Here is a 21,162-nt window from a genome sequence, read left to right on the forward strand (position 1 = left end):
TGAGGATCCCCCTGTTCCTATCGTCGCTCGCATGGTGGACGGAGGACCTGCGCCGTCGGGCATGCCCGGTAGGCTGACCGGCGGGCCGTGACTGGCGCGCTGGGATGGGACCGACCATCGGGGAGCGGCCCGAGCAGGACAGTGCCGTGCGCCTGGGCCGTACCGTGAACGCTGAACGCCAACGTCCGGAGGTCCCTCATGTCAGCCGAGTCCCTCTCCACCGAGTCCACCGCCTTCCGCGCCGCCCTCGATGTGATCCGCGCCGTCGAACCGCGCGTGGCCGACGCCATCGGCCAGGAGGTCGCCGACCAGCGCGAGATGCTCAAGCTGATCGCCTCGGAGAACTACGCCTCGCCGGCCACCCTCCTCGCGATGGGCAACTGGTTCAGCGACAAGTACGCCGAGGGCACCATCGGCCGCCGCTTCTACGCCGGCTGTCGCAACGTCGACACCGTCGAGTCCCTCGCCGCCGAGCACGCCAAGGAACTCTTCGGCGCCCGCCACGCCTACGTCCAGCCGCACTCCGGCATCGACGCCAACCTCGTCGCGTTCTGGTCCGTCCTCGCCGACCGCGTCGAGGTGCCCTTCCTGGAGAAGGCCGGCGTCCGCCAGGTCAACGACCTCACCGACGCCGACTGGGCCGAGCTCCGTCAGGCCTTCGGCAACCAGCGCATGCTCGGCATGTCCCTGGACGCCGGCGGCCACCTCACCCACGGCTTCCGCCCGAACATCTCCGGCAAGATGTTCGACCAGCGCTCCTACGGCACCGACCCGGCGACCGGTCTGATCGACTACGAGGCGCTGCGTGTCTCCGCCCGCGAGTTCAAGCCGCTGATCATCGTCGCCGGCTACTCCGCCTACCCCCGCCTCGTGAACTTCCGCATCATGCGCGAGATCGCCGACGAGGTCGGGGCGACCCTGATGGTGGACATGGCGCACTTCGCCGGCCTGGTCGCGGGCAAGGTACTGACCGGCGACTTCGACCCGGTGCCGCACGCCCAGATCGTCACCACCACCACCCACAAGTCGCTGCGCGGCCCGCGCGGCGGCATGGTCCTGTGCGACGACTCCCTCAAGGATCAGGTCGACCGCGGCTGCCCGATGGTCCTCGGCGGTCCGCTCCCGCACGTCATGGCCGCCAAGGCCGTCGCCCTGGCCGAGGCACGTCAGCCCTCCTTCCAGGACTACGCCCAGCGCATCGTGGACAACTCCCGGGCGCTGGCGGAGGGCCTGATGCGCCGGGGCGCGACCCTGGTCACCGGCGGCACGGACAACCACCTCAACCTGATCGACGTCGCCTCCTCCTACGGCCTCACCGGCCGCCAGGCCGAGGCCGCGCTCCTCGAGTCCGGCATCGTCACCAACCGCAACGCCATCCCCGCCGACCCGAACGGCGCCTGGTACACCTCCGGCATCCGCATCGGCACCCCCGCCCTGACCACGCGCGGTCTGGGCACGGCGGAGATGGACGAGGTGGCGGGCCTGATCGACCGCGTCCTGACCACCGCCGAGCCGGGCACCACCAAGTCGGGCGCCCCCTCCAAGGCCCAGCACATCCTCGACCCGAAGATCGCGGACGAGATCTCCCGCCGCGCGACCGACCTGGTGGCCGGCTTCCCGCTGTACCCGGAGATCGACCTCGGCTGACGCCGACGCGCAAGACAAACGGCCACTGTTGAGTTGTCAAAGACCGGTGACTCCTGAAGATCGATGCCTTGCGAAGACCGGCGACTTCGAGAGGACCCGTGAGCTTCTGGCTCAGAGGTCGATGAGTTCCTGGCGTGGCTCCTCCCGCGGCGGTCCGGCACCTTGCCGGGCCGCCGCGCGGCGTATCAGGAAGGTGCCCCCGGCCCCGGCCGCGAGCCCCACCGCCAGCCCGGGAAGCGCCCACCAGACACTGCCCCGGTCATGGCCGGCCTCGCCGACGGTGACCTTCTGTGCGGTGGTCTCGCCCAGCCCGCTCAGCACCTTCTCCTTCTCCAGCTGCACGAACACCGAGCGCGGTGCCCGATGCCAGCGGATGTCGTCGTCCTGGACGTCCGGTGCGGGATCGCTCCGTATCCAGGGCGTGCCGTCGACCGCCACGAACAGTTGGTCCTGCCGCTCGGCGGCCACGTCACCACCTGGCGCCCGGTTCGTCCGCGGCCAGCCTCCGACTCCCGTCAGCCCCCAGATCACGGTGAGGTCCACGGGCGGACGGCGACCCTCGGTCCAGGCCTCCGGCACCCGCTCCGTCCCCGTGTACATGGGCTGCAGCAGCTGCCGCAGATGGGCGAAGGTCGGCTGGCCGGACCGCAACACTTCGGTCCGCCCCGTGCCACCGGCGACGATCATCGCCACGTCCGGGACATCCCGGCGCTGGGCCTGCACCGCCGCCGCTGCCCCATCCCCGCCGGCCGAAGCCGACGACGCGCCCCACACCATCAGCCCGAGCGTCGCCGTCAACGCCCCCGACAGTGCGCGCAGTTCACGAGCCCTGCCCCTTCCACCACGCATCGCGTCCCCCACCGGTCGGTCCCGTGCGGCCCTCCCGCGAGCCGCGTGTCACTTCTGGTACACCGCCCGAGCCGCCGGGGTTCCCACCCTCAGCGGACTATGTCGAGGACTTCCCGGACGGCTTCTCGAGCGAGTTCGCGATCCCCACGGCCCTGTCCTTCGACGTGATCCCCTCCAGCCGCAGCGTCACGTCCTTCTGACCGGTCCGGTGGGTCCACAGCAGCGTCGGCCCGGCGGTCCGCTCCTTCCGCGTGAAGCGGTTCCCGTCCGCGTCGACCAGCCAGAAACCCAGCAGATGCGGACGCGGGAACCACAGCGCATAGTCCTGCACACCGTCGGCCGACGGACCCCCACCCAGCGCGATCCACTCCGGCTGTTCGCGCAGGGTCTTGGCGAACGCGGGGTCGAGCCGCTCAGGGAACTCGTCCAGCCGGACCGTCTGCCCGCTCTCGCGCCAGCACAGGCTGACCAGGAACCGGCCGCGCGGCTCGTCCGTCACCGCCACCGTGTCCGGGACGCCGAGCCCGTCCGGCACCAGCGGCTCGAACCCGGCCCGGTGCCCGGCCTGGCCGAGCGACACCGACCTGCCGCAGCCGGGCACCACGGCGCCGGGCGAGGGCACCGCCGACGGGTCGTACCGCACCTCGACCCCGCCGAAGTCGAACCAGTCCAGGACCGCCGCCCGCACCGGAGGCGTGAGCGCGAGCACCGTCATCAGCCCGCACAGCGTCACGGTCAGCGAACGCCATCGCAACCGCGCCCAGCGCCGCGCCGCGTACAGCCGCTCACGCGGGCCCCGGGGCTCGGTCACCGGCACCGCGAGGTGCTCGGCGAGTATCTGTCCCAGCACCCGCTCGACCATGGTCTCGGAGCCGAGGGATTCGCCGGCGCCGTCGACCGCGGGTGCGTCCAGCGACCGGCCGAGTGCGCGCAGCTCCTCGGGAAGCCGGGAAGCGCCGCCTTCCTGCGTCCGCCCACGGGCACGCCCCTGCGGACCCGACCCCGGGCCCGCCCCGGGACCCCGGTCACCGCCACGCCCGCGCGGCCCCCGGCCACCGGTGCCGCCCGGACGTCGGCCGCCCTCACCGCCGTGCGCGTCCCGTCCCTCACTCACCCCCATCACCCCCTTCCCGAGGCTCGAAATCCGGCAGCAGCCGGCCCATCTTGCGCAGCGCGCGATTCAGTCGGGACTTGACCGTGCCACGCGGCCAGCCCAGGGCCTGGGCCGTCTCCGACTCGTCCATCTCCAGCAGAAAGCGGTACGTGACGACCAGGCGGTGCTCCTCGCTCAGCTTCTCCAGGGCGGACAGCAGCGCCGCCCGGCGCTCCGTCTCCAGCGTCGCCACCGCCGGGTCCGCCGATTCCGGTATCAGCGGCTCCGCCTCCGCGAACGCCGCCTCCCGGCCGGCGAGCGTGCGCTGCCGCGCCGCCGTCCGCACTGTGTTCCTCGTCTCATTGGCGACGATCGACAGCAGCCACGGCTTGAAGGCCGCGCCGTCCCGGAACCTGCCCAGCGCGCAGTAAGCCTTCACGAAGGCCTGCTGCACCACGTCCTCCGCGTCCGCACCCGCCCCGAGCGCCGCGGCCGCCCTGAGCGCGATGCCCGTATGGGCCCGCACCAGCTCCGCGTACGCCTCCGGATCTCCGGCGCGCACGCGAGCGATCACCGCGGCCTCATCGACGATGCGGCCCCCCTCCCGCGTTCTCACACTCTTGTTACACCGCGGAAGACGGATCGGTTCCCATCTGTTTCCGACCGGTTCCGGATCGGGCCCCGACACCTGAGAGAATGGTGAACATGGCCTCTGATCGACCCCGCGTGCTCTCCGGAATCCAGCCCACCGCAGGCTCGTTCCACCTCGGCAACTACCTCGGCGCCGTCCGCCAGTGGGTGGCCCTGCAGGAGAGCCACGACGCGTTCTACATGGTCGTCGACCTGCACGCGATCACGATCCCGCAGGACCCGGCCGAGCTGCGGGCCAACACCCGGCTCGCCGCCGCCCAGCTCCTCGCGGCCGGCCTCGACCCCGAGCGCTGCACGCTGTTCGTCCAGAGCCACGTCCCCGAGCACGCCCAGCTCGCCTGGGTCATGAACTGCCTCACCGGCTTCGGCGAGGCGAGCCGTATGACCCAGTTCAAGGACAAGTCCGCCAAGCAGGGCGCCGACCGCGCGTCCGTCGGCCTGTTCACGTACCCGATCCTCCAGGTCGCCGACATCCTGCTGTACCAGGCCCACGAGGTCCCGGTCGGCGAGGACCAGCGTCAGCACGTCGAGCTGACCCGCGACCTCGCCACGCGCTTCAACGGCCGTTACGGCGACACCTTCACGATCCCGAAGCCGTACATCCTCAAGGAGACGGCGAAGATCTACGACCTGCAGGACCCGTCGATCAAGATGAGCAAGTCGGCATCCACGCCGAAGGGCCTCATCAACCTCCTCGACGATCCCAGGGCCACCGCGAAGAAGGTCAAGAGCGCGGTCACCGACACCGACACCGTCATCCGCTACGACGCCGAGAACAAGCCGGGCGTCAGCAACCTGCTCACCATCTACTCGACCCTCACCGGCAAGTCGGTCGCCGAGCTGGAGCAGGAGTACGAGGGCAAGATGTACGGCGCCCTCAAGACGGACCTCGCCGAGGTCATGGTCGAGTTCGTGACGCCCTTCAGGGAGCGCACCCAGCAGTACCTGGACGACTCGGAGACGCTGGACTCGATCCTGGCCAAGGGTGCGGAGAAGGCGCGCGCCGTCGCCGCCGAGACCCTCTCCCAGGCGTACGACAAGGTCGGCTTCCTGCCCGCCAAGCACTGACGTACACCACCGAAGACGTACCACCGGCAGAGCGCTGCACATCACTACGGTTGCGCCTGCCCGCAACACAGCCGTGGCCGTACAGTCGATAGCCGACGGCTGACAGACAACCCGTCACGACGACAGGAGACGACGTGGGGACCGTAACGATCGGCGTGTCGATCGCGGTCCCGGAGCCACACGGCAGCCAGCTCCAGCAGCTGCGCGCGGGCTTCGGCGACGCCGCGGCTCACGGCATCCCCACGCACGTCACGCTGCTGCCGCCGACCGAGGTCGACAGCGCCGACCTGCCGGCAGTCGAGGCGCATCTGACCGAGGTCGCCGCGGCCGGCCGGCCGTTCCCGATGCGGCTCGCGGGCACCGGCACCTTCCGGCCCCTGTCGCCCGTCGTGTACGTCAGGATCGCCGAGGGCGCCGAGGCCTGCACCTGGTTGCAGAAGCAGGTCCGCGACGCCTCCGGCCCCGTGCCCCGCGAACTGGCGTTCCCGTACCACCCCCATGTCACCGTCGCGCACGGCATCGACGAGGAGTCGATGGACCGCGCCTTCGAGGAGCTCGCCGACTACGAGGCCGACTGGCCGTGCACCGGATTCGCCCTGTACGAGCAGGGCGCGGACGGCGTCTGGCGCAAGCTGCGGGAGTTCACCTTCGGAGGCACCGTGGTGCCGCCGCAGCTCGGTCACGTCGAGCGGGGAACGATCACCAGCCGGTAGGGGCGGCCCGCGACGCCGAGCCGACCCCTAGGCCCGGGCCCACGACCGGCACCTACATACCGTCTAGATCGGCAGCCGTCGGAACACCGCGCGCGGGACGTGTCGCAGCGCCGACATCACCACGCGCAGCGTGCCCGGCACCCACACCGTCTCCGAGCGCCGCCTGAGGCCGAGTTCGATCGCCGTCGCGACCGCCTCCGGGGTCGTCGCGAGCGGTGCCTCGGGAAGCCCGGCGGTCATCTTCGTCCGCACGAACCCGGGGCGTACGACCATGACATGCGCGCCCGTGCCGTGCAGCGCGTCGCCCAGGCCCTGCGCGAACGCGTCCAGGCCCGCCTTGCTGGAGCCGTAGATGAAGTTGGCGCGGCGGGCCCTTTCACCGGCGACGGAGGACAGCACCACCAGCGAACCGTGCCCCTGCGCCTGCAGCGCGCGTGCGCTCACCAGAGCCGCCGACACCGCGCCGGTGTAGTTGGTCTGCGCGACCCGCACCGCGGCGGCCGGGTCGCGCTCGTCGTGCGCCTGGTCGCCGAGGACCCCGAAGGCGAGCAGCACCAGGTCGATGTCGCCCTCCGCGAAGACCTTGCCGAGCACCGCCTCGTGGGAGTCGGGGTCGAGCGCGTCGAAGGCGAGGGTGTGCACGTCGGCGCCGACCGAACGCAGTTGCTCGGCAGCCGTCTCCAGGGCGGGCGAAGGGCGTCCGGCGAGCCACACCACGCGCGTGCGGCGCGCGATCAGACGGCGCGCGGTGGCGAGCGCGATCTCGGACGTACCACCGAGGACGAGCAGGGACTGGGGGAGACCGAAAGCGTCCTTCACTACAGCAACTCCTAGAGGGCGAGACGGCGGGACAGGTCCGACACGAACACCCCGCACGGGTCGGTCTCCGCGCGCAGGGCGCGGAAGTCGTCGAGGCGCGGGTACATCGCGGCGAGGAGTTCGGGGCGCAGCCGGGCGTCCTTGGCGAGGTAGACGCGTCCGCCGACCGCGGCGACCTCCTCGTCGAGCTGGTCCAGGAAGGCCCCGAGGCCGGGCAGCGAGGCGGGGATGTCCAGGGCGAGCGTCCAGCCGGGCAGCGGGAAGGAGAGCCAGCCCGGGTCGGCCTCCCCGAAGCGCTTGAGGACGGCCAGGAAGGACGGGCAGCGGTGCTCGGAGATGCGCCGCACGATCCGCCGCAGGGCGTCCTCCCGGCCGTACCCGACGACGAACTGGTACTGCACGAAGCCGCCCCGGCCGTAGACGCGGTTCCAGTGTGGGACGCCGTCCAGGGGGTGGAAGAAGGCGGAGATCTTCTGCAGTTCGCCGGCACGCGCGTGCGGTGCCTTCCGGTACCAGAGCTCGTTGAAGAGACCCACGGACGCACGACTGAGCAGGCCTTCCGGAAGGAACGCGGGCGCGGGTGGCAACTGCGGGGTCCGGAAGTCCAACGGCCTTCTGCGCGCGCGTGCCGGCAGCGCGTCCAGGGGCGCGTGGTCGCCACGGGTCAGCACCGCACGCCCCGTCGCCGCGCCGCGCGCCAGCAGGTCGATCCAGGCGACCGAGTAGCGGTGGCGGTGGTCGGTGGCGGTCAGACGGGCCATCAGGTCGTCGAGGTCCGTCGCGCGCTCCGTGTCGACCGACATCAGGGAGGTCTCGACCGGCAGCAGCCGGACGGTGGCGGTGAGGATCACGCCGGTCAGGCCCATGCCGCCGGCGGTCGCGTCGAACAGGGGCGTGCCGCGGCCCACCGTGCGGATCTCGCCGTCGGCGGTGAGGAGTTCGAGGGAGAGGACATGCCGGGAGAAGGAGCCGGAGACGTGGTGGTTCTTGCCGTGGATGTCCGCGCCGATCGCACCGCCGACGGTCACCTGGCGTGTGCCGGGTGTCACCGGCACGAACCAGCCGAGGGGCAGCAGCACTTCCATCAGTCGGTGCAGGGAGACGCCCGCGTCGCACAGGACGGTGCCGCCGTCGGCGTCGATCGCGTGGATCCGGTCGAGGCCGGTCATGTCGAGCACGAACCCACCGGCGTTCTGCGCCGCGTCCCCGTACGCCCGCCCCAGGCCCCTGGGGATGCCTCCACGGTCCCCGCAACCCCGGACGGCGGCCGATGCCTCCTCGTACGTCCGGGGACGTACGAGACGGGCCGCCGTGGGCGCGGTGCGGCCCCATCCGGTGATGGTGGTGGTGACGGGGGCGGCGCTGGGAGGCATGTCGGCGACCGTATCGCCCTTATGTGAGCGATTGTTTTTGAAACATGACCTCCCTCCCCGAAATGGGTGATTAATGGGATGTCGCTCAATATTGTCTTAGTTCCATCGGTGTTGGCGTGAACAGTGAGTCCACATGGACCACCTGGACCACCGAATCCTTTCTGCTTTTCGCACATACGGCACCGACCCGCGCGTCGCCGGTGCCGCGCGCGCCCTCTCGCGGGCCGGTGAGCACGGTGTGCTGTGGCTCGCGGCGGGCCTCGGCGGGGCCGCCGTGAACGGCGCGCGACGCGGCGCCTGGTTGCGCGCAACGGCGCTCACCGCAGGCGCGCACGCTGCCAGCATGGTCGTGAAAAGGGTGGTGCGGCGCCCGCGCCCGGCGCACGCCGAACCCCTCGTGCGCACCGTCGGCCGCCACTCCTTCCCCAGCTCCCACGCGACCTCCGCCGCGGCTGCCGCCGTCGCCTACGGCGCGCTCGGCGCGTACGCGATCCCGCCCCTCGCCGCCGCGATGTGCCTCTCGCGCCTGGTCGTCGGCGTGCACTATCCGTCGGACGTGGCGGCGGGCGCGGCCCTGGGGGCGCTCACGGCCCGTATGGGGTCGCGCTGGATGAGAGGGGGCGCGCATGACTGAGGCAGCGCCTCTCTCGGGCGGCGTGCGCAGGCAGGACACGGCGCTTCTCGGGCAGCGCACGCCCCACCGGACCACCGCACCACCACCCCCTCAGCGCGCCCCCGGCGCCCTCCTCGTCGGCCTGCTCAGAACCGCACGCCCCAAGCAGTGGATCAAGAACCTGCTGGTCGTCGCCGCCCCCGCGGCGGCCGGTGAGCTCTTCACCCGGCACGCGGCCCTCCGACTCGCCGTCGTCTTCGGCCTGTTCACCGCCTGCGCCGCCGCCGTCTACCTGATCAACGACGCCCGGGACGCCGAGGCCGACCGCGCCCACCCCACCAAGCGGCGCCGCCCGGTCGCCGCGGGCCAGGTCCCGGTGCCGGTCGCGTACGCCGTCGGGGGCGTCCTCGGTGTGCTCGCGCCGTCTCTCGCGGCCTGGCTGGTCTCGCCGGTCGTCGCCGCGCTGCTGACCACGTACCTCGGCATGCAACTGGCGTACTGCGTCAGCCTCAAGCACGTGCTGGTCGTGGACCTCGTGGTCGTCACGACCGGGTTCCTGATGCGGGCGACGGTCGGCGGGCTCGCGCTCGGCATCCCGCTGTCGCGCTGGTTCCTGATCACGACCGGTTTCGGGGCGCTGTTCATGGTGTCGGCCAAGCGCTACTCCGAAGCCGTGCAGATGGCCGGAGAACCGGGCGGCGCCACGCGCGTGTTGCTCACCGAGTACACCACCGGCTACCTGCGCTTCGTATGGCAACTGGCGGCCGGCGTCGCCGTGCTCGGCTACTGCCTGTGGGCGCTGGAGGAAGGCGGTGTGCCGCACACGAGCGTGCTGCCCTGGCGCCAGCTGTCCATGATCGCCTTCATCCTCGGCATCCTGAGGTACGCCGTCTTCGCCGACCGGGGCACCGCGGGCGAACCCGAGGACGTCGTCCTGCGCGACCGTGCCCTCGCCGTCATCGGCCTGGTCTGGCTCGCGATGTACGGGCTGGCGGTCGCGAATTGGTAGGCGATCGGCATGAGGCCATCGGCTTCGCCACCCTCGCCCTCCTCGCCTGCACCGCCGACCTGGCCCTCCTCACCTGCCTGCGCGGCCCCGCCGGCACGCGCGTGTGAAGGGCCTGCGCCCTTCCGCCGTCTTCTGCGCGGTACCCCTTCCCCGCCGGCCTCGGGTCCCACCTCCCCACATGCGGACACCGCATCCGGCGCGGGAATCGGCATGGCGCTCGCCACTGTGCTGCGCTTTTGGGGTACTCGCACATGGGTCTTCCGCACCGAGGGCAAGGTCGGATCATGGACTGGCTGAAGAAGCTCCCCGTCGTCGGGCCGCTGGTGGCCCGGCTGATGGCCACGCACGCGTGGCGGTCGTTCGAGCGTCTGGACCGCGTGAAGTGGGCCCGGCTGGCGGCCGCGATGACGTTCACGAGTTTCGTCGCGCTGTTTCCGCTGCTCACCGTGGCCGCCGCGATCGCCGCGGCGACGCTCAGCAAGCAGCAGCAGACGCACCTGCAGGACAAGATCGCCGAGCAGGTGCCCGGCATCTCCGACCAGCTGAACATCGACAGTCTGGTCCAGAACGCCGGCACCATCGGCCTCATCGCCGGCGCCGCGCTGCTGTTCACCGGCATCGGCTGGGCCGGCTCGACGCGCGAGTGCCTCAGAGCGGTGTGGGAGCTGCCCGACGCGGAGGAGAACTTCCTCCTGCGCAAGGCCAAGGACCTCGGCATCCTGGTCGGCCTCGGCGGCGCCGTCCTCGTCACCCTCGCCGCCTCCACCGTGGCCTCCGCGATGGTCGGCTGGATCACCCAGCAGATCGGCATCGAGAAGGGCGGCTGGGGCGGCATCCTGCTCTACGTCGTCGCGTTCGCCGTCGCCGTGTTCGCCGACTTCCTGCTGCTCCTGTACGTCCTCACCCTGCTGCCCGGCGTCGAACCGCAGCGCCGCCGCCTGGTCGTCGCCGCGCTGACCGGCGCGGTCGGCTTCGAGCTGCTGAAGGCGCTGCTCAGCGGCTATATGCAGGGCGTGGCCGCGAAGAGCATGTACGGCGCCTTCGGTGTCCCCGTGGCCCTGCTGCTGTGGATCAACTTCACCTCGAAGCTGGTCCTGTTCTGCGCCGCGTGGACGGCGACGCAGAGCGAGGAGCAGGAGGAACGCGAGGAGGAGCGCGAGGAGCGGGAGGGAGTCGTCCGCAAGGTCAGGGACGAGGGCGGCGACGTACCAGATCAGGCAGCGGCCAGCGGCGGTTGACCAGGAACGCGGCGGCCGCGAGCAGCACCAGCACCCCGCCCGTGATCGCGAGAGCGACCCCCATGCCGCCGGAGCGATCCTCGGTCGTGTCGCTCGCGAGCGGCGTGGCGGACGTGTCGCCGGCCCCGCCCGCCTGGCCCGACGGGTTGGCACCCGGCTGGGCGCTCGCCTGGGCGGCGTTCTTGGGCGGCACCAGCTCACCCACCGCCCGCGCCTTCCCGGCCGCCTTGAAACCCCAGTCGAAGAGCTTCGCGGTCTCCTTGTAGACCTCGTTGTGCTCGTCCTTCTCCGGGTGCATGACGGTCACCAGCAGCACCCGGCCGCCCTGCTCGGCGACCCCCGTGAAGGTCGCGCCCGCGTTCGTGGTGTTGCCGTTCTTGACGCCCGCGATGCCCCGGTAGACGGAGACGTCGGAGTCGCCGGCCAGCAGCCGGTTGGTGTTCTGGATCTCGAAGGAATCGCGGGTCGTCTTGCCCTTCTTCTTCTTCTTCGTCTCGCCCGGGAACTCGGCGCGGACCGTCGAGCAGTACTCGCGGAAGTCCTTCTTCTGCAGCCCGGAGCGGGCGAACAGGGTCAGGTCGTACGCGGAGGAGACCTGATGGGGGGCGTCGTAGCCGTCGGGGGTGACCACGTGCGTGTCGAGGGCCTGGAGCTCCTCGGCGTGCTCGTTCATCTCCTTGACGGTGTTGTCGACGCCGTCGTTCATCGCCGACAGCACGTGCACCGCGTCGTTGCCGGAGCGCAGGAAGACGCCGAGCCACAGGTCGTGGACCGTGTAGGTCTCGCCCTCCTTTATCCCGACCATGCTGGAGCCCGCACCCATGCCGGCGAGATCGCTGGGCACCACCTTGTGCTTCTCGGTCCGCGGGAACTTCGGCAGCACGGTGTCCGCGAACAGCATCTTCATCGTGGACGCCGGGGGCAGCCGCCAGTGCGCGTTGTGCGCGGCGAGCACCTCGCCGGACTCGGCGTCCGCGACGATCCAGGAGCGTGCGGTGATGTCCTTGGGGAGCACCGGGGCACCGCTGCCCAGGTCGACCTGTGTCCCGGCCTGCCCGAGCCGCGTGCCGCCGACGCCGGACATGTTCGCCGGGGGAGTGGCCGACGGACTCGTGGACGGAGTGGGGGTCGCGAGGGCGACGGGCGCGGTCAGCGCGAGCGACGACAGGACGGCGGAGGTGACCAGCAGGGATCGCCTGGCGGTCTTCTTGGGCGCGGGCACGGACGGAAACGTACATGCCACACGCCGTGAAGTCCCGCCGACCACCCCACCCCGGGGACGGAGCCGGAGGGACGGCGGCGATACTGGACGTATGAAGCTCAGCCGCCCCGTCTCCTGGTTCCTGCTCGCCTTCGGGGTGTGGAGCTGGGTCATCTGGGTCACTTTCGTCAAAAACCTTGTCAAGGACAGCAGCGGGCTCGCGTTCGATGACGGTCACCCGACGGCCTACTTCTGGGTGCACCTGACCCTGGCCGTCGTTTCCTTCGTATTGGGGACGGTCATCGGGGGCATCGGGTTGCGCGGACTGCGCGCATTGCGCCGCACTTCATAACCGGCCAAACGGCAGTAAAAACGACAGCGGGGGTATCCGCCACGGTGGTCATCGTCTTCGCGCTGCTCGCGCTCGGCGTTCTCGTAGGGGCCAACTGGTACCTGTGGCGACGCCTGTTCCGCGACACGACCCGCCGCCCGGGCCTCGCGCGCCGCGCCGGCGCGGTGGTGATCGTGGGCGGCTGGGCCATGGCGATCGGCGCGATCGTGACGGAGCGCGCCGGAGCCCCCTTCTGGCTCCAGCAGACGCTGGCCTGGCCGGGCTTCCTGTGGCTGGCGCTGTCGATCTACCTGCTGCTGGCGGTGGTCGCGGGAGAGGTCGTACGACCTCTGCTGCGCCGGGCGTCGGAGCGGCGAGCGGCCTCCGCAGGGGCGGTACGGAACCAGGAGCCGGTGCCGCCGGGACCGGTGCCCCGAGTGGACGCGGTGGCGGTAGTGGTCGCAACGGGGGCGGACTCGGTGGTGGCGGGAGACGTGGCGCCGAGAACGGCCGGGACCGCCGTGCCACCCGAGACCGTCGGGGTCGAGGCCGAGCCCGCGACGATGTCCGGAGCTTCGCCCGCCCCATCGCCGGCCTCTGTATCGGCGCCTGCTTCGGGGGCCGCACCCGCCCCGGAAGCCGCGCTCGCCGCAGAGCCTTCGGACGCCCCGGAGTCCGCGCCCGCCCCCGACCCCTCCCGCCGCCTCTTCGTCTCCCGTGTCGTCGCCGGGGCCGCCGCGGCCGCCGCTGTCGGGACCGTCGGCTACGGCACCTACGGCGTACTGCGCGGCCCGCGGGTGAAGCGGGTCACCGTGTCGCTGGCCAAGCTGCCGCGGGCGGCGCACGGTTACCGGATCGCGGTCGTCAGTGACATCCATCTGGGGCCGATCCTGGGGCGCGGCTTCGCGCAGAAGGTCGTCGACACGATCAACTCCACCCAGCCGGACATCGTCGCGGTCGTCGGCGACCTGGTGGACGGCAGCGTGAAGGACCTGGGGCCGGCCGCGGCACCGCTGCGGCAGCTCAACGCGCCCTCCTACTTCGTCACCGGCAACCACGAGTACTTCTCGGGTGCCGAGCAGTGGGTCGAGGAGGTACGGCGGCTCGGGCTGCTTCCGCTGGAGAACGCCCGTACCGAACTGCCGTACTTCGACCTGGCCGGTGTCAACGACATCGCGGGGGAGAGCGAGGGCCAGGGCCCCGACTTCGGCAAGGCGCTCGGCGACCGGGACACGGCACGCGCGTGCGTGCTCCTCGCCCACCAGCCCGTCCAGATCCACGAGGCCGTCAGGCACCACGTCGACCTCCAGCTCTCCGGCCACACCCACGGCGGACAGCTCTGGCCCGGCAACTTCGTCGCGGCGGCCGCCAACCCGACCCTGGCGGGTCTGGACCGCTACGGCGACACCCAGCTGTACGTCAGCCGGGGCGCGGGCGCCTGGGGCCCGCCCACGCGCGTGGGCGCCCCGTCGGACATCACGGTGATCGAACTGGCCTCCACACGCGCGTGAGCGCGACGCGGGCCCGGCGGAAACGGTCCACGGCACATTCTGTGGAAGTGCTGTGAAACATGGCTGAAATCCGTTGCGGTAACGGCTTTCCAAACTCGCCAGATCCCTCTTCCCCCACGTGAAACACCTGTGATTAGGTGAGCCGCGCCACTAGGGGAGTGGCATATGCGCTGGGGCCCGGGTGGGGCCTGGGGAGGGCAACCGATGCGTTCGGTTCGCATGCGGATTCTCGCGACGCTGCTGGTGCTGGCGGGTGTGGGAGTCGGCGGCTGGCAGTTGCTGCCGTCGCAGGACAACAACGGCAGGACGATCACGGTCGGCACGACGGACGCCGTCACGTCGCTCGACCCGGCCGGCGCCTACGACGCGGGTTCCTGGGCGTTGTTCAGCAACGTCTTCCAGTCCCTGCTGACCTTCGAGGCGGGCGGTACCGCCCCCGTGCCGGACGCGGCCGAGAAGTGCGATTTCACCGACAGTCGTCTGACCACCTACCGCTGCACGCTGCGCAAGGGCCTCACCTTCCCCAGCGGCCGCGCGATGACCGCCGAGGACGTCAAGTACTCCTTCGACCGGGTCAAGAAGATCAAGTCGGACGTCGGCCCGTCCTCCCTGCTGAGCACACTCCGCTCGGTCGACGCGAGCGGGCTGACCGTCACCTTCCACCTCTCCTCGCCCGACGCCACCTTCCCGTTCAAGGTGGCCACCGGGGCCGGCTCGATCGTCGACCGGGAGAAGTACCCGGCGAACGGCCTGCGCACCGACCTCGGCGCCGACGGCACCGGACCGTACGAGCTGTCGTCGTACACGAAGGGCAAGAAGGCGGTTCTCACCCCGAATTCGGACTACAAGGGCGCTGTCGGGAAGACCGGCCGCCCTGTCGAGCTGCGCTACTACGCCGACGCGAACGCCCTGAACAAGGCGTGGTCGGCGAAGGACCTCGATGTCGCGAGCCGGCAGATGCCGCCCGAGGTGCTGTCCAAGCTCTCGCCGAGCGACCCGAACCAGCGCGTCTCCGAGTCCGACAGCTCCGAGACCCGCAACCTCTACCTCAACACCCGTACGGGCAAGCCCCTGTACGACGTCCGGGTCCGCCGGGCCATGGCCTGGCTGATCAACCGCGAACAGCTGGCCGCCACCGTCTACAAGGGGACCGTCGACCCGCTGTACTCGCTGATCCCGACCGGCATCACCGGCCACACCACCTCCTTCTTCGACGCCTACCCCGACCAGGACGTGAAGAAGGCGAGGACCCTGCTGACCGAGGCCGGCGTGAGCCTGCCGGTGCACTTCACCTACGGCTACGGCAAGAGCAGCGGCTCCGCGACGGCGGAGGCCGCCGACCTCAAGAAGCAGCTGGAGACCGGCGGTCTGTTCAAGGTGACCCTCAAGGGTTACGAGTGGACCGACTTCCAGAAGCAGTGGGCGACCGGCAAGCTCGACGCGTACGCCGTCGGCTGGGTCGCCGACTACCCCGACGCGGACACCTTCGGCTCCCAGCTCATCGGCACCGACGCGACCATGAACACCGGTTACAGCAACAAGATCGTGGACCAACTGATCCTGGACAGCCAGCAGTTCGCCGACCGGGGTGACGCCTCGTCCGACTTCCAGACGCTGCAGCAGGACATCGCCCGCGACGTGCCGGTGATCCCGCTCTGGCAGGGCAAGGAGTACGTCCTCAGCAGCGAGGACGTAGGCGGCGGCCAGTATCTGGACGACGGCACCGGCGTGTACCGGCTGTGGAGCCTCAACTGGATCTGACGTGATCTCGCGGCGCTGACATTCGCCGATGTGACGCCGGGTACTCACCCAACGCAGGACCATGTGACGGAGGTGTGCGTGGGGTGAGGAGCAAACGTGTTGAGACGCAACTCCTTCCGGCTGCCCCGGCATCCGGCTTCCGTCGGTCTCGCCCGGCGCAGGGTCCGGGACCATCTGGCCGACTGGGGGCACGGGCCGGACGACCGGGCGCTGGCCGACGCCGTCCTGCTGGTGTCCGAGCTGGCGACCAACGTCGTACGCCACGGCCCGCTCCTGGAGCGGGAGTTCGAGGTGGCCGTGACCGCGCTCGCCGACGGCTCCTGTCTCATCGAGGTGTCCGACGAGGGCCGGCCCGAGCCCCGGCTGAGGCTCGTCGGCGAGGCGGACGAGTCGGGCCGCGGACTGCACCTGGTGGAGAACATCGCGGCGGCCTGGGGCGTGTGGAGCAGGGGCCGCCACGGCAAGACCGTGTGGGCGCTCGTCCTCGCCGACGCCTGAAGAGGCCATGGCCGGTTACGACGCCACGGCCGCCGCGGAGAAGATGAGCGGTTACGACGCCACGGCCGCCGTCCGCGCCGGCAGCGTGACCGTCACCGCCAGTCCCTCGCCCGGCGCCGTGCGCACCGCCACCTCACCGCCGTGCGCCTGGACGACCCCCTGCACGATCGCCAGCCCCAGCCCGCTGCCCGCGCCCCCGCCCGCCCGGAAGAACCGGTCGAAGACCCGCGCCGCGTCCTCCTCGGCGAGCCCCGGCCCGTCGTCCGCGACGCACAGCCGTACGACCCCGTCCTCCCGCTCCAGACCGAGCCGCACCGGCACCTCGACGGGTGTGTGCGTGCGGACGTTGCCCACCAGGTTGCCCAGCACCTGTCTGAGGCCCGCCTCGTCGGCGTGCACCAGCAGCGAGCCGTCGGCGGCCACCTTGATGGGCCGGTCCGGCTGCTGCACCCGCAGATCCTCGGCCGCGTCCCGCACCAGACGGCTCAGGTCGACGTTGCGGAAGCGCAGTTCGGGCTGCTGGTCGAGGCGGGCCAGCGTGAGCAGCTCGTCCACCAGGCGTCCCATGCGGTCGGTTTCCGCCAGCACCCGCTCCCAGGCCCGCTTCCGCTCGTCCGGATCGCTGAGCATTCCCTTGTCGTAGAGCTGGAGATAGCCGCGTATCGCCGACAGCGGGGTGCGCAGCTCGTGCGAGGCGTCGCCGACGAAGCGGCGCAGCTGTGCCGCGGTGCGCTCGCGCGTGCGGTACGCCGACTCCACCTGGTGAAGCATCGAGTTGAGGGCGAGGCGCAGCTGCTCGACCTCCTGGGTGGGGTGGTGGCTGGACGGCACACGCCGGGTCAGATCGCCCTCGGCGATCGCCGACGAGGTCTCCACCATGTCCTCCAGCGGACGCATCCGGCGGCTGACGCTCATCATCGTCAGACAGGCCAGCAGCATGAGCAGCAGGCCGCCGATGGCGAGATCGAGCTTGAGGGCCTTGAGCATGCCCTGGTGGAGGGCCTCGGTGGAGGTGGCGAGAAGGATGTAGGTGCCGTCGGCCAGGCGGGTCGCCGTCACCCGGTACTGGGCGCCGTGCACGGTGACGTCGTGTGGGTCGGCGTCCTTCACCAGGGGGCGCGGGTCGCCGACCGCGTCCGCCAGGCTGCGCTGGGCCTCGGTCGGCTTGAAGCCGAACAGGCCGGCCGTCCTGCCCTTGCTGTCGACGGCCGCGTAGATGGAGTCGGGCGCCGAATGCTCGTCGACGTGCTCCGGGGCGAGCCGGTCACGGACGAAGCTCACCACGCTCAACGAGTCGATCTGCCGCATGGTGAGCTGTGTACTGCCCAGCGAGTCACGGGTCTTGGTGAGCTGGCTGTCGACCTGGCCGAGCAGGTAGTACCGCATGCCCATCAGGCTGACCGCGGTGGCCGCGACGATGCCGAGCGCGAGCAGCACCACGTTCGCGAAGGTCAGCTTGGCGCGCAGCGAGTGGATGCCGCGCTCGCAATGGAGCAACCGGACCCACCTCATGCCAGCCCGTATCCCACGCCACGCCGCGTGGTGATCACCGGCGGCCCCAGGGTGTCCAGCTTGCGGCGCAGATAGCTGATGTAGGTCTCCACGACGGTCGACTCGGGCGGGGTGTGCTCGTACTGCCAGACATGGCGCAGGAGTTGCTCCTTGGGCACGATCCGGCCGCCGTTGCGCACCAGGAACCGCAGCAGTGCGTACTCGGTGGGGGTGAGCTCGACGCTGCGGCCCGCGCGGTGGACGCTGTACGTCGTGTCGTCCAGCTCCAGGTCGCCGTACCGGAGCGGCGGCCGCTGCGCAAGCACGTCGGCCGGCCGGGTCCGGCGCAGCACCGCCGTGATCCGGGCGATCACCTCGTCGATGTTGAACGGCTTGGTGATGTAGTCGTCGCCGAAGCCGAGGGCGCCGACGATCTCGGCGGGCGAGTCGCGCGCGGTGAGGAAGACCAGCGCCAGGTCCGGCTGTCTGGTGCGCAGTTCACGCCCCAGCGCCCGGCCGTCCCCGTCCGGCAGCATGACGTCGAGCAGCGCCGCGTCCGGCCGGGTGCGCTCGGCGAGCGCGAGGGCCTCGCGGACGGTGCCCGCGACCATCACCTCGAAGCGGTGGTAGCGCAGGGCGATGGCGAGGACGTCCGCGATGCTCGGCTCGTCCTCCACCACCAGCACGGTGCCTGGAGCCGTCGTCATGCCCCCAGTATCGGGCGGGCCACTGACAGTCGGGCCGGATCGGCCTTTGGAGTTCCTTGAGAGTCATGGCGTGTTCGCTCCACGCGCGCCTGGAGCACCCAATCCTGTTGCCCAGGACCTGGGGGACCGACCGACGACCGGTTACCGACGAAGGAGCGTTGATCGTGGCGGCATTGGCACGGTGGTGCTATCGGCACCGGCTGGTGGTCCTGTTGCTGTGGGTGGGGGCACTGTTCGGCCTGGGCTTCTCGGCCTCGACGGCGGGGACGAACTACGCGAACGTCTTCTCCCTCCCCGACACGGACTCCAAGAGCGCGTACGACCTGATGCAGAAGGCCTTCCCGACCACCTCGGGCGACACCGACACGGTGGTCTGGAAGGTCGACCAGGGCTCGGTGAAGGACCAGGAGGTCCAGGACCGCGTCCAGCCCGCCCTCGACAAGATCGCGAAGATGAAGGGCGTCGGCGCGGTCACCAGCCCCTACGCCGGGGCCCAGGGCGCGGCGCAGATCAGCCGTGACGGCAGGATCGCGTACGCCCAGCTGACCTTCGCCAAGCGCGCCAACGAGGTGCCCAAGGAGCTCGTCCAGAACGTCGTGGACACCGCTCAGGGCGCCGAGAAGAGCGGTCTGCAGATCGAGTTGGGCGGCCAGGCCATCCAGCGCGTCCAGGAGCCGCCGCAGGGCCTGTCGGAGATGGTCGGCATCGTCGCGGCGGCCGTCGTGCTGTTCCTGGCCTTCGGCTCGTTCTTCGCGATGCTGCTCCCCATCGCCATCGCGATCTTCGGTGTCGGCATGGGCCTGTTCTCCACGCAGTTGCTCAGCCACACCACCGACATCCCCGACATCGCCCCGCTGCTCGCCTCCCTGATCGGCCTGGGCGTCGGCATCGACTACGCGCTCTTCATCGTGACCCGGCACCGCAAGGGCATCCTGCGCGGCCTGGACCCGGAGGAGTCGGCGGCCACCGCCCTCAACACCTCGGGCCGGGCGGTCCTGTTCGCGGGCGGCACGGTCTGCATCGCCCTCGCCGGCATGCTGGTCACCCAACTGCGCTTCCTGGACGGCGTGGTCATCGGCACGTCCCTGACGGTGGTGCTCAGCGTCATGGCCGCCACGACCCTGCTCCCGGCCCTGCTCGGCTTCCTGGGCCCGCGTGTCCTCAGCCGCCGTCAGCGCCGCCGCCTCGCCGCCAACGGTCCCGAGAACGAGCACACCAGCGGCCTCGCGGCCCGCTGGTCGGAGAACGTCCAGAAGCGCCCGCGCCGGATCGCCGCGCTCGCCCTGGTCGTCATGGCCGTCCTCGCCATCCCGGTGCTGTCGCTCCGCCTCGGCGCCACCGACCAGGGCAACGACAACGCCTCGTCGACCACCAGGAAGGCGTACGACCTCCTCGCCGAGGGCTTCGGCCCCGGCTTCAACGGCCCGCTCCAGGTGGTCAGCGCGGGCGGTGACACGGCCACGCTGGTCAAGGGCATCGAGGCGACGCCCGGGGTGGCGCGCGTGGCCGCGCTGCCGCCCGCGCAGGGCGTGACGGTGATCCAGGTCGTCCCGACGACGTCACCGCAGTCGAAGCAGACGGACGACCTGATCGACACGCTGCGCGACAAGGTGATCCCGAAGGCCGGGGCGGAGGCCCATGTGGGCGGCGTGACAGCGGTCTCCAAGGACTTCGCGTCGGTCACCGGCGACCGCCTGCCCCTCTTCATAGCGACGATCATCGGCCTCGGCTTCCTGCTCCTGCTCGTCGCCTTCCGTTCCCTGGTCGTCCCGCTGACGGCGGCGCTCATGAATCTGATCGCCGCGGCGGCCTCCTTCGGTGTCCTGGTCGCGGTCTTCCAGTGGGGCTGGGGCCTGGACCTGCTGGGCCTCGGCAAGGAGGGCCCGATCAACGCCTTCCTGCCGGTCATCATGCTGTCCCTGCTGTTCGGCCTCTCGATGGACTACCAGGTCTTCCTGGTGAGCCGAATGCACGAGGAGTGGGTCCACACGCGGGACAACGCGCGCGCGGTGCGCGTCGGCCTCGCGGAGACCAGCCGGGTCATCAACTCCGCGGCCATGATCATGGTGTGCGTGTTCCTGGCGTTCGTCCTGAGCGGCGACTCGGGCGCGGCGATGGCGGGCGTGGGGCTGGCGGCCGCGGTGGCGCTGGACGCCTTCATTCTCCGTACGGCCCTGGTGCCGGCCGCGATGCATCTGCTGGGCAAGTCCAACTGGTGGCTGCCGGGATGGCTGGAGCAGCGGCTCCCGCACCTGGCGGTGGAGCCGAGGGAGGAGGCGGAACCGCTGTCCCCGGACGGCCCCGCCTCCGTGGTCCACGGCTTCATCCGCACCGCCGACGGCGACCCGGTGGACGGCGCCTCGGTGACCCTGCTGACGAAGGGCGGCCGCCAGGTGGACCGGGTGACCTCACTGGCGGACGGCTCGTACATCGTGTCGGTGCCGGCCCCGGGGACGTATCTGCTGGCGACGGCCGCCGCTTCGTACGGCTCACGCGCCGCCCAGCTGGTCGTCGCGGACGCGCCCCTGGTGTACGACGTCGAGCTCGCCGACGGCGAGGTGGACGCGGTGAACTGACCGCGTTCGCGAC

19 protein-coding genes and 1 riboswitch are annotated in these 21,162 nt (G+C 71.0%); of the genes, 11 read left to right on the forward strand and 8 right to left on the reverse strand.

Annotated features, from left to right (window positions below):
- Positions 1 to 77: 77 nt before the first annotated feature.
- Positions 78 to 165: riboswitch (ZMP/ZTP riboswitch) on the forward strand.
- Between the two features lie 33 nt (positions 166 to 198).
- Positions 199 to 1,647, forward strand: coding sequence for a glycine hydroxymethyltransferase (locus ACWC09_RS24625; RefSeq protein ID WP_450852739.1), 1,449 nt, complete (start codon positions 199 to 201; stop codon positions 1,645 to 1,647).
- A gap of 111 nt (positions 1,648 to 1,758) precedes the next feature.
- On the opposite strand, the gene ACWC09_RS24630 is transcribed toward ACWC09_RS24625, so the two are convergent.
- The 3 genes from ACWC09_RS24630 to ACWC09_RS24640 all read right to left on the reverse strand — a co-directional run bounded on the left by ACWC09_RS24630 (position 1,759) and on the right by ACWC09_RS24640 (position 4,163).
- The gene (locus tag ACWC09_RS24630) at positions 1,759 to 2,496 is read right to left on the reverse strand and encodes a hypothetical protein (protein WP_450852740.1); all 738 of its coding nucleotides are present in this window, start codon (positions 2,494 to 2,496) and stop codon (positions 1,759 to 1,761) included.
- A 97-nt stretch (positions 2,497 to 2,593) separates the two neighbouring features.
- A complete protein-coding gene (locus ACWC09_RS24635) occupies positions 2,594 to 3,616 on the reverse strand; it encodes a hypothetical protein (RefSeq protein ID WP_450852741.1) in 1,023 nt (340 codons plus the stop codon).
- Complete coding sequence (locus ACWC09_RS24640; protein WP_450852742.1) at positions 3,603 to 4,163, reverse strand: RNA polymerase sigma factor; 561 nt, start codon at positions 4,161 to 4,163, stop codon at positions 3,603 to 3,605. The genes ACWC09_RS24635 and ACWC09_RS24640 overlap by 14 nt, the downstream gene beginning before the upstream one ends.
- 131 nt (positions 4,164 to 4,294) lie before the next feature.
- On the opposite strand from ACWC09_RS24640, the gene trpS reads away from it, so the two are divergent.
- On the forward strand, positions 4,295 to 5,308 hold the full coding sequence (trpS, locus tag ACWC09_RS24645; protein ID WP_450852743.1) for a tryptophan--tRNA ligase: 1,014 nt from the start codon (positions 4,295 to 4,297) through the stop codon (positions 5,306 to 5,308).
- Positions 5,309 to 5,442: 134 nt separating this feature from the next.
- Entirely contained in the window at positions 5,443 to 6,021 is a 579-nt protein-coding gene (locus ACWC09_RS24650; RefSeq protein WP_450852744.1) for a 2'-5' RNA ligase family protein, read from the forward strand.
- 63 nt (positions 6,022 to 6,084) lie between these two features.
- On the opposite strand, the gene ACWC09_RS24655 is transcribed toward ACWC09_RS24650, so the two are convergent.
- Complete coding sequence (locus ACWC09_RS24655) at positions 6,085 to 6,840, reverse strand: decaprenylphospho-beta-D-erythro-pentofuranosid-2-ulose 2-reductase (RefSeq protein ID WP_450852745.1); 756 nt, start codon at positions 6,838 to 6,840, stop codon at positions 6,085 to 6,087.
- A gap of 11 nt (positions 6,841 to 6,851) precedes the next feature.
- The gene (locus ACWC09_RS24660) at positions 6,852 to 8,213 is read right to left on the reverse strand and encodes an FAD-binding protein (RefSeq protein ID WP_450852746.1); all 1,362 of its coding nucleotides are present in this window, start codon (positions 8,211 to 8,213) and stop codon (positions 6,852 to 6,854) included.
- Positions 8,214 to 8,346: 133 nt separating this feature from the next.
- On the opposite strand from ACWC09_RS24660, the gene ACWC09_RS24665 reads away from it, so the two are divergent.
- The 3 genes from ACWC09_RS24665 (at position 8,347) to ACWC09_RS24675 (ending at position 11,073) form a co-directional block, all read left to right on the forward strand.
- Positions 8,347 to 8,847, forward strand: a complete 501-nt coding sequence (locus ACWC09_RS24665; protein ID WP_450852747.1) for a phosphatase PAP2 family protein — start codon at positions 8,347 to 8,349, stop codon at positions 8,845 to 8,847.
- Positions 8,840 to 9,835, forward strand: coding sequence for a decaprenyl-phosphate phosphoribosyltransferase (locus ACWC09_RS24670; RefSeq protein ID WP_450852748.1), 996 nt, complete (start codon positions 8,840 to 8,842; stop codon positions 9,833 to 9,835). The genes ACWC09_RS24665 and ACWC09_RS24670 overlap by 8 nt, the downstream gene beginning before the upstream one ends.
- Positions 9,836 to 10,119: 284 nt before the next feature.
- Positions 10,120 to 11,073, forward strand: coding sequence for a YihY/virulence factor BrkB family protein (locus ACWC09_RS24675; protein WP_450852749.1), 954 nt, complete (start codon positions 10,120 to 10,122; stop codon positions 11,071 to 11,073).
- On the opposite strand, the gene ACWC09_RS24680 is transcribed toward ACWC09_RS24675, so the two are convergent.
- Positions 11,021 to 12,295, reverse strand: a complete 1,275-nt coding sequence (locus ACWC09_RS24680; protein ID WP_450852750.1) for a D-alanyl-D-alanine carboxypeptidase family protein — start codon at positions 12,293 to 12,295, stop codon at positions 11,021 to 11,023. The genes ACWC09_RS24675 and ACWC09_RS24680 overlap by 53 nt on opposite strands.
- Positions 12,296 to 12,386: 91 nt before the next feature.
- On the opposite strand from ACWC09_RS24680, the gene ACWC09_RS24685 reads away from it, so the two are divergent.
- From ACWC09_RS24685 to ACWC09_RS24700, 4 genes are all read left to right on the forward strand, one after another.
- On the forward strand, positions 12,387 to 12,626 hold the full coding sequence (locus ACWC09_RS24685) for an SCO4848 family membrane protein (RefSeq protein WP_200701776.1): 240 nt from the start codon (positions 12,387 to 12,389) through the stop codon (positions 12,624 to 12,626).
- Positions 12,627 to 12,670: 44 nt separating this feature from the next.
- Positions 12,671 to 14,116, forward strand: a complete 1,446-nt coding sequence (locus ACWC09_RS24690) for a metallophosphoesterase (protein ID WP_450852751.1) — start codon at positions 12,671 to 12,673, stop codon at positions 14,114 to 14,116.
- Between the two features lie 204 nt (positions 14,117 to 14,320).
- Entirely contained in the window at positions 14,321 to 15,877 is a 1,557-nt protein-coding gene (locus tag ACWC09_RS24695) for an ABC transporter substrate-binding protein (protein WP_450852752.1), read from the forward strand.
- A 96-nt stretch (positions 15,878 to 15,973) separates the two neighbouring features.
- Positions 15,974 to 16,375, forward strand: coding sequence for an ATP-binding protein (locus tag ACWC09_RS24700; protein WP_450852753.1), 402 nt, complete (start codon positions 15,974 to 15,976; stop codon positions 16,373 to 16,375).
- A 51-nt stretch (positions 16,376 to 16,426) separates the two neighbouring features.
- Here the strand turns inward: ACWC09_RS24700 and ACWC09_RS24705 are convergent, their stop codons facing one another.
- Positions 16,427 to 17,887, reverse strand: a complete 1,461-nt coding sequence (locus ACWC09_RS24705) for a sensor histidine kinase (protein ID WP_450852754.1) — start codon at positions 17,885 to 17,887, stop codon at positions 16,427 to 16,429.
- Entirely contained in the window at positions 17,884 to 18,573 is a 690-nt protein-coding gene (locus ACWC09_RS24710; protein ID WP_450852755.1) for a response regulator transcription factor, read from the reverse strand. Before ACWC09_RS24710 ends, ACWC09_RS24705 begins: the two co-directional genes overlap by 4 nt.
- A 173-nt stretch (positions 18,574 to 18,746) precedes the next feature.
- On the opposite strand from ACWC09_RS24710, the gene ACWC09_RS24715 reads away from it, so the two are divergent.
- Positions 18,747 to 21,149 carry an MMPL family transporter gene (locus ACWC09_RS24715; RefSeq protein WP_450852787.1) on the forward strand — a complete coding sequence of 801 codons (2,403 nt, stop codon included), beginning with the start codon at positions 18,747 to 18,749 and terminating at the stop codon, positions 21,147 to 21,149.
- The last annotated feature ends 13 nt before the right edge of the window (positions 21,150 to 21,162 follow it).

The organism is Streptomyces sp. NPDC001617 (genome assembly GCF_053596855.1).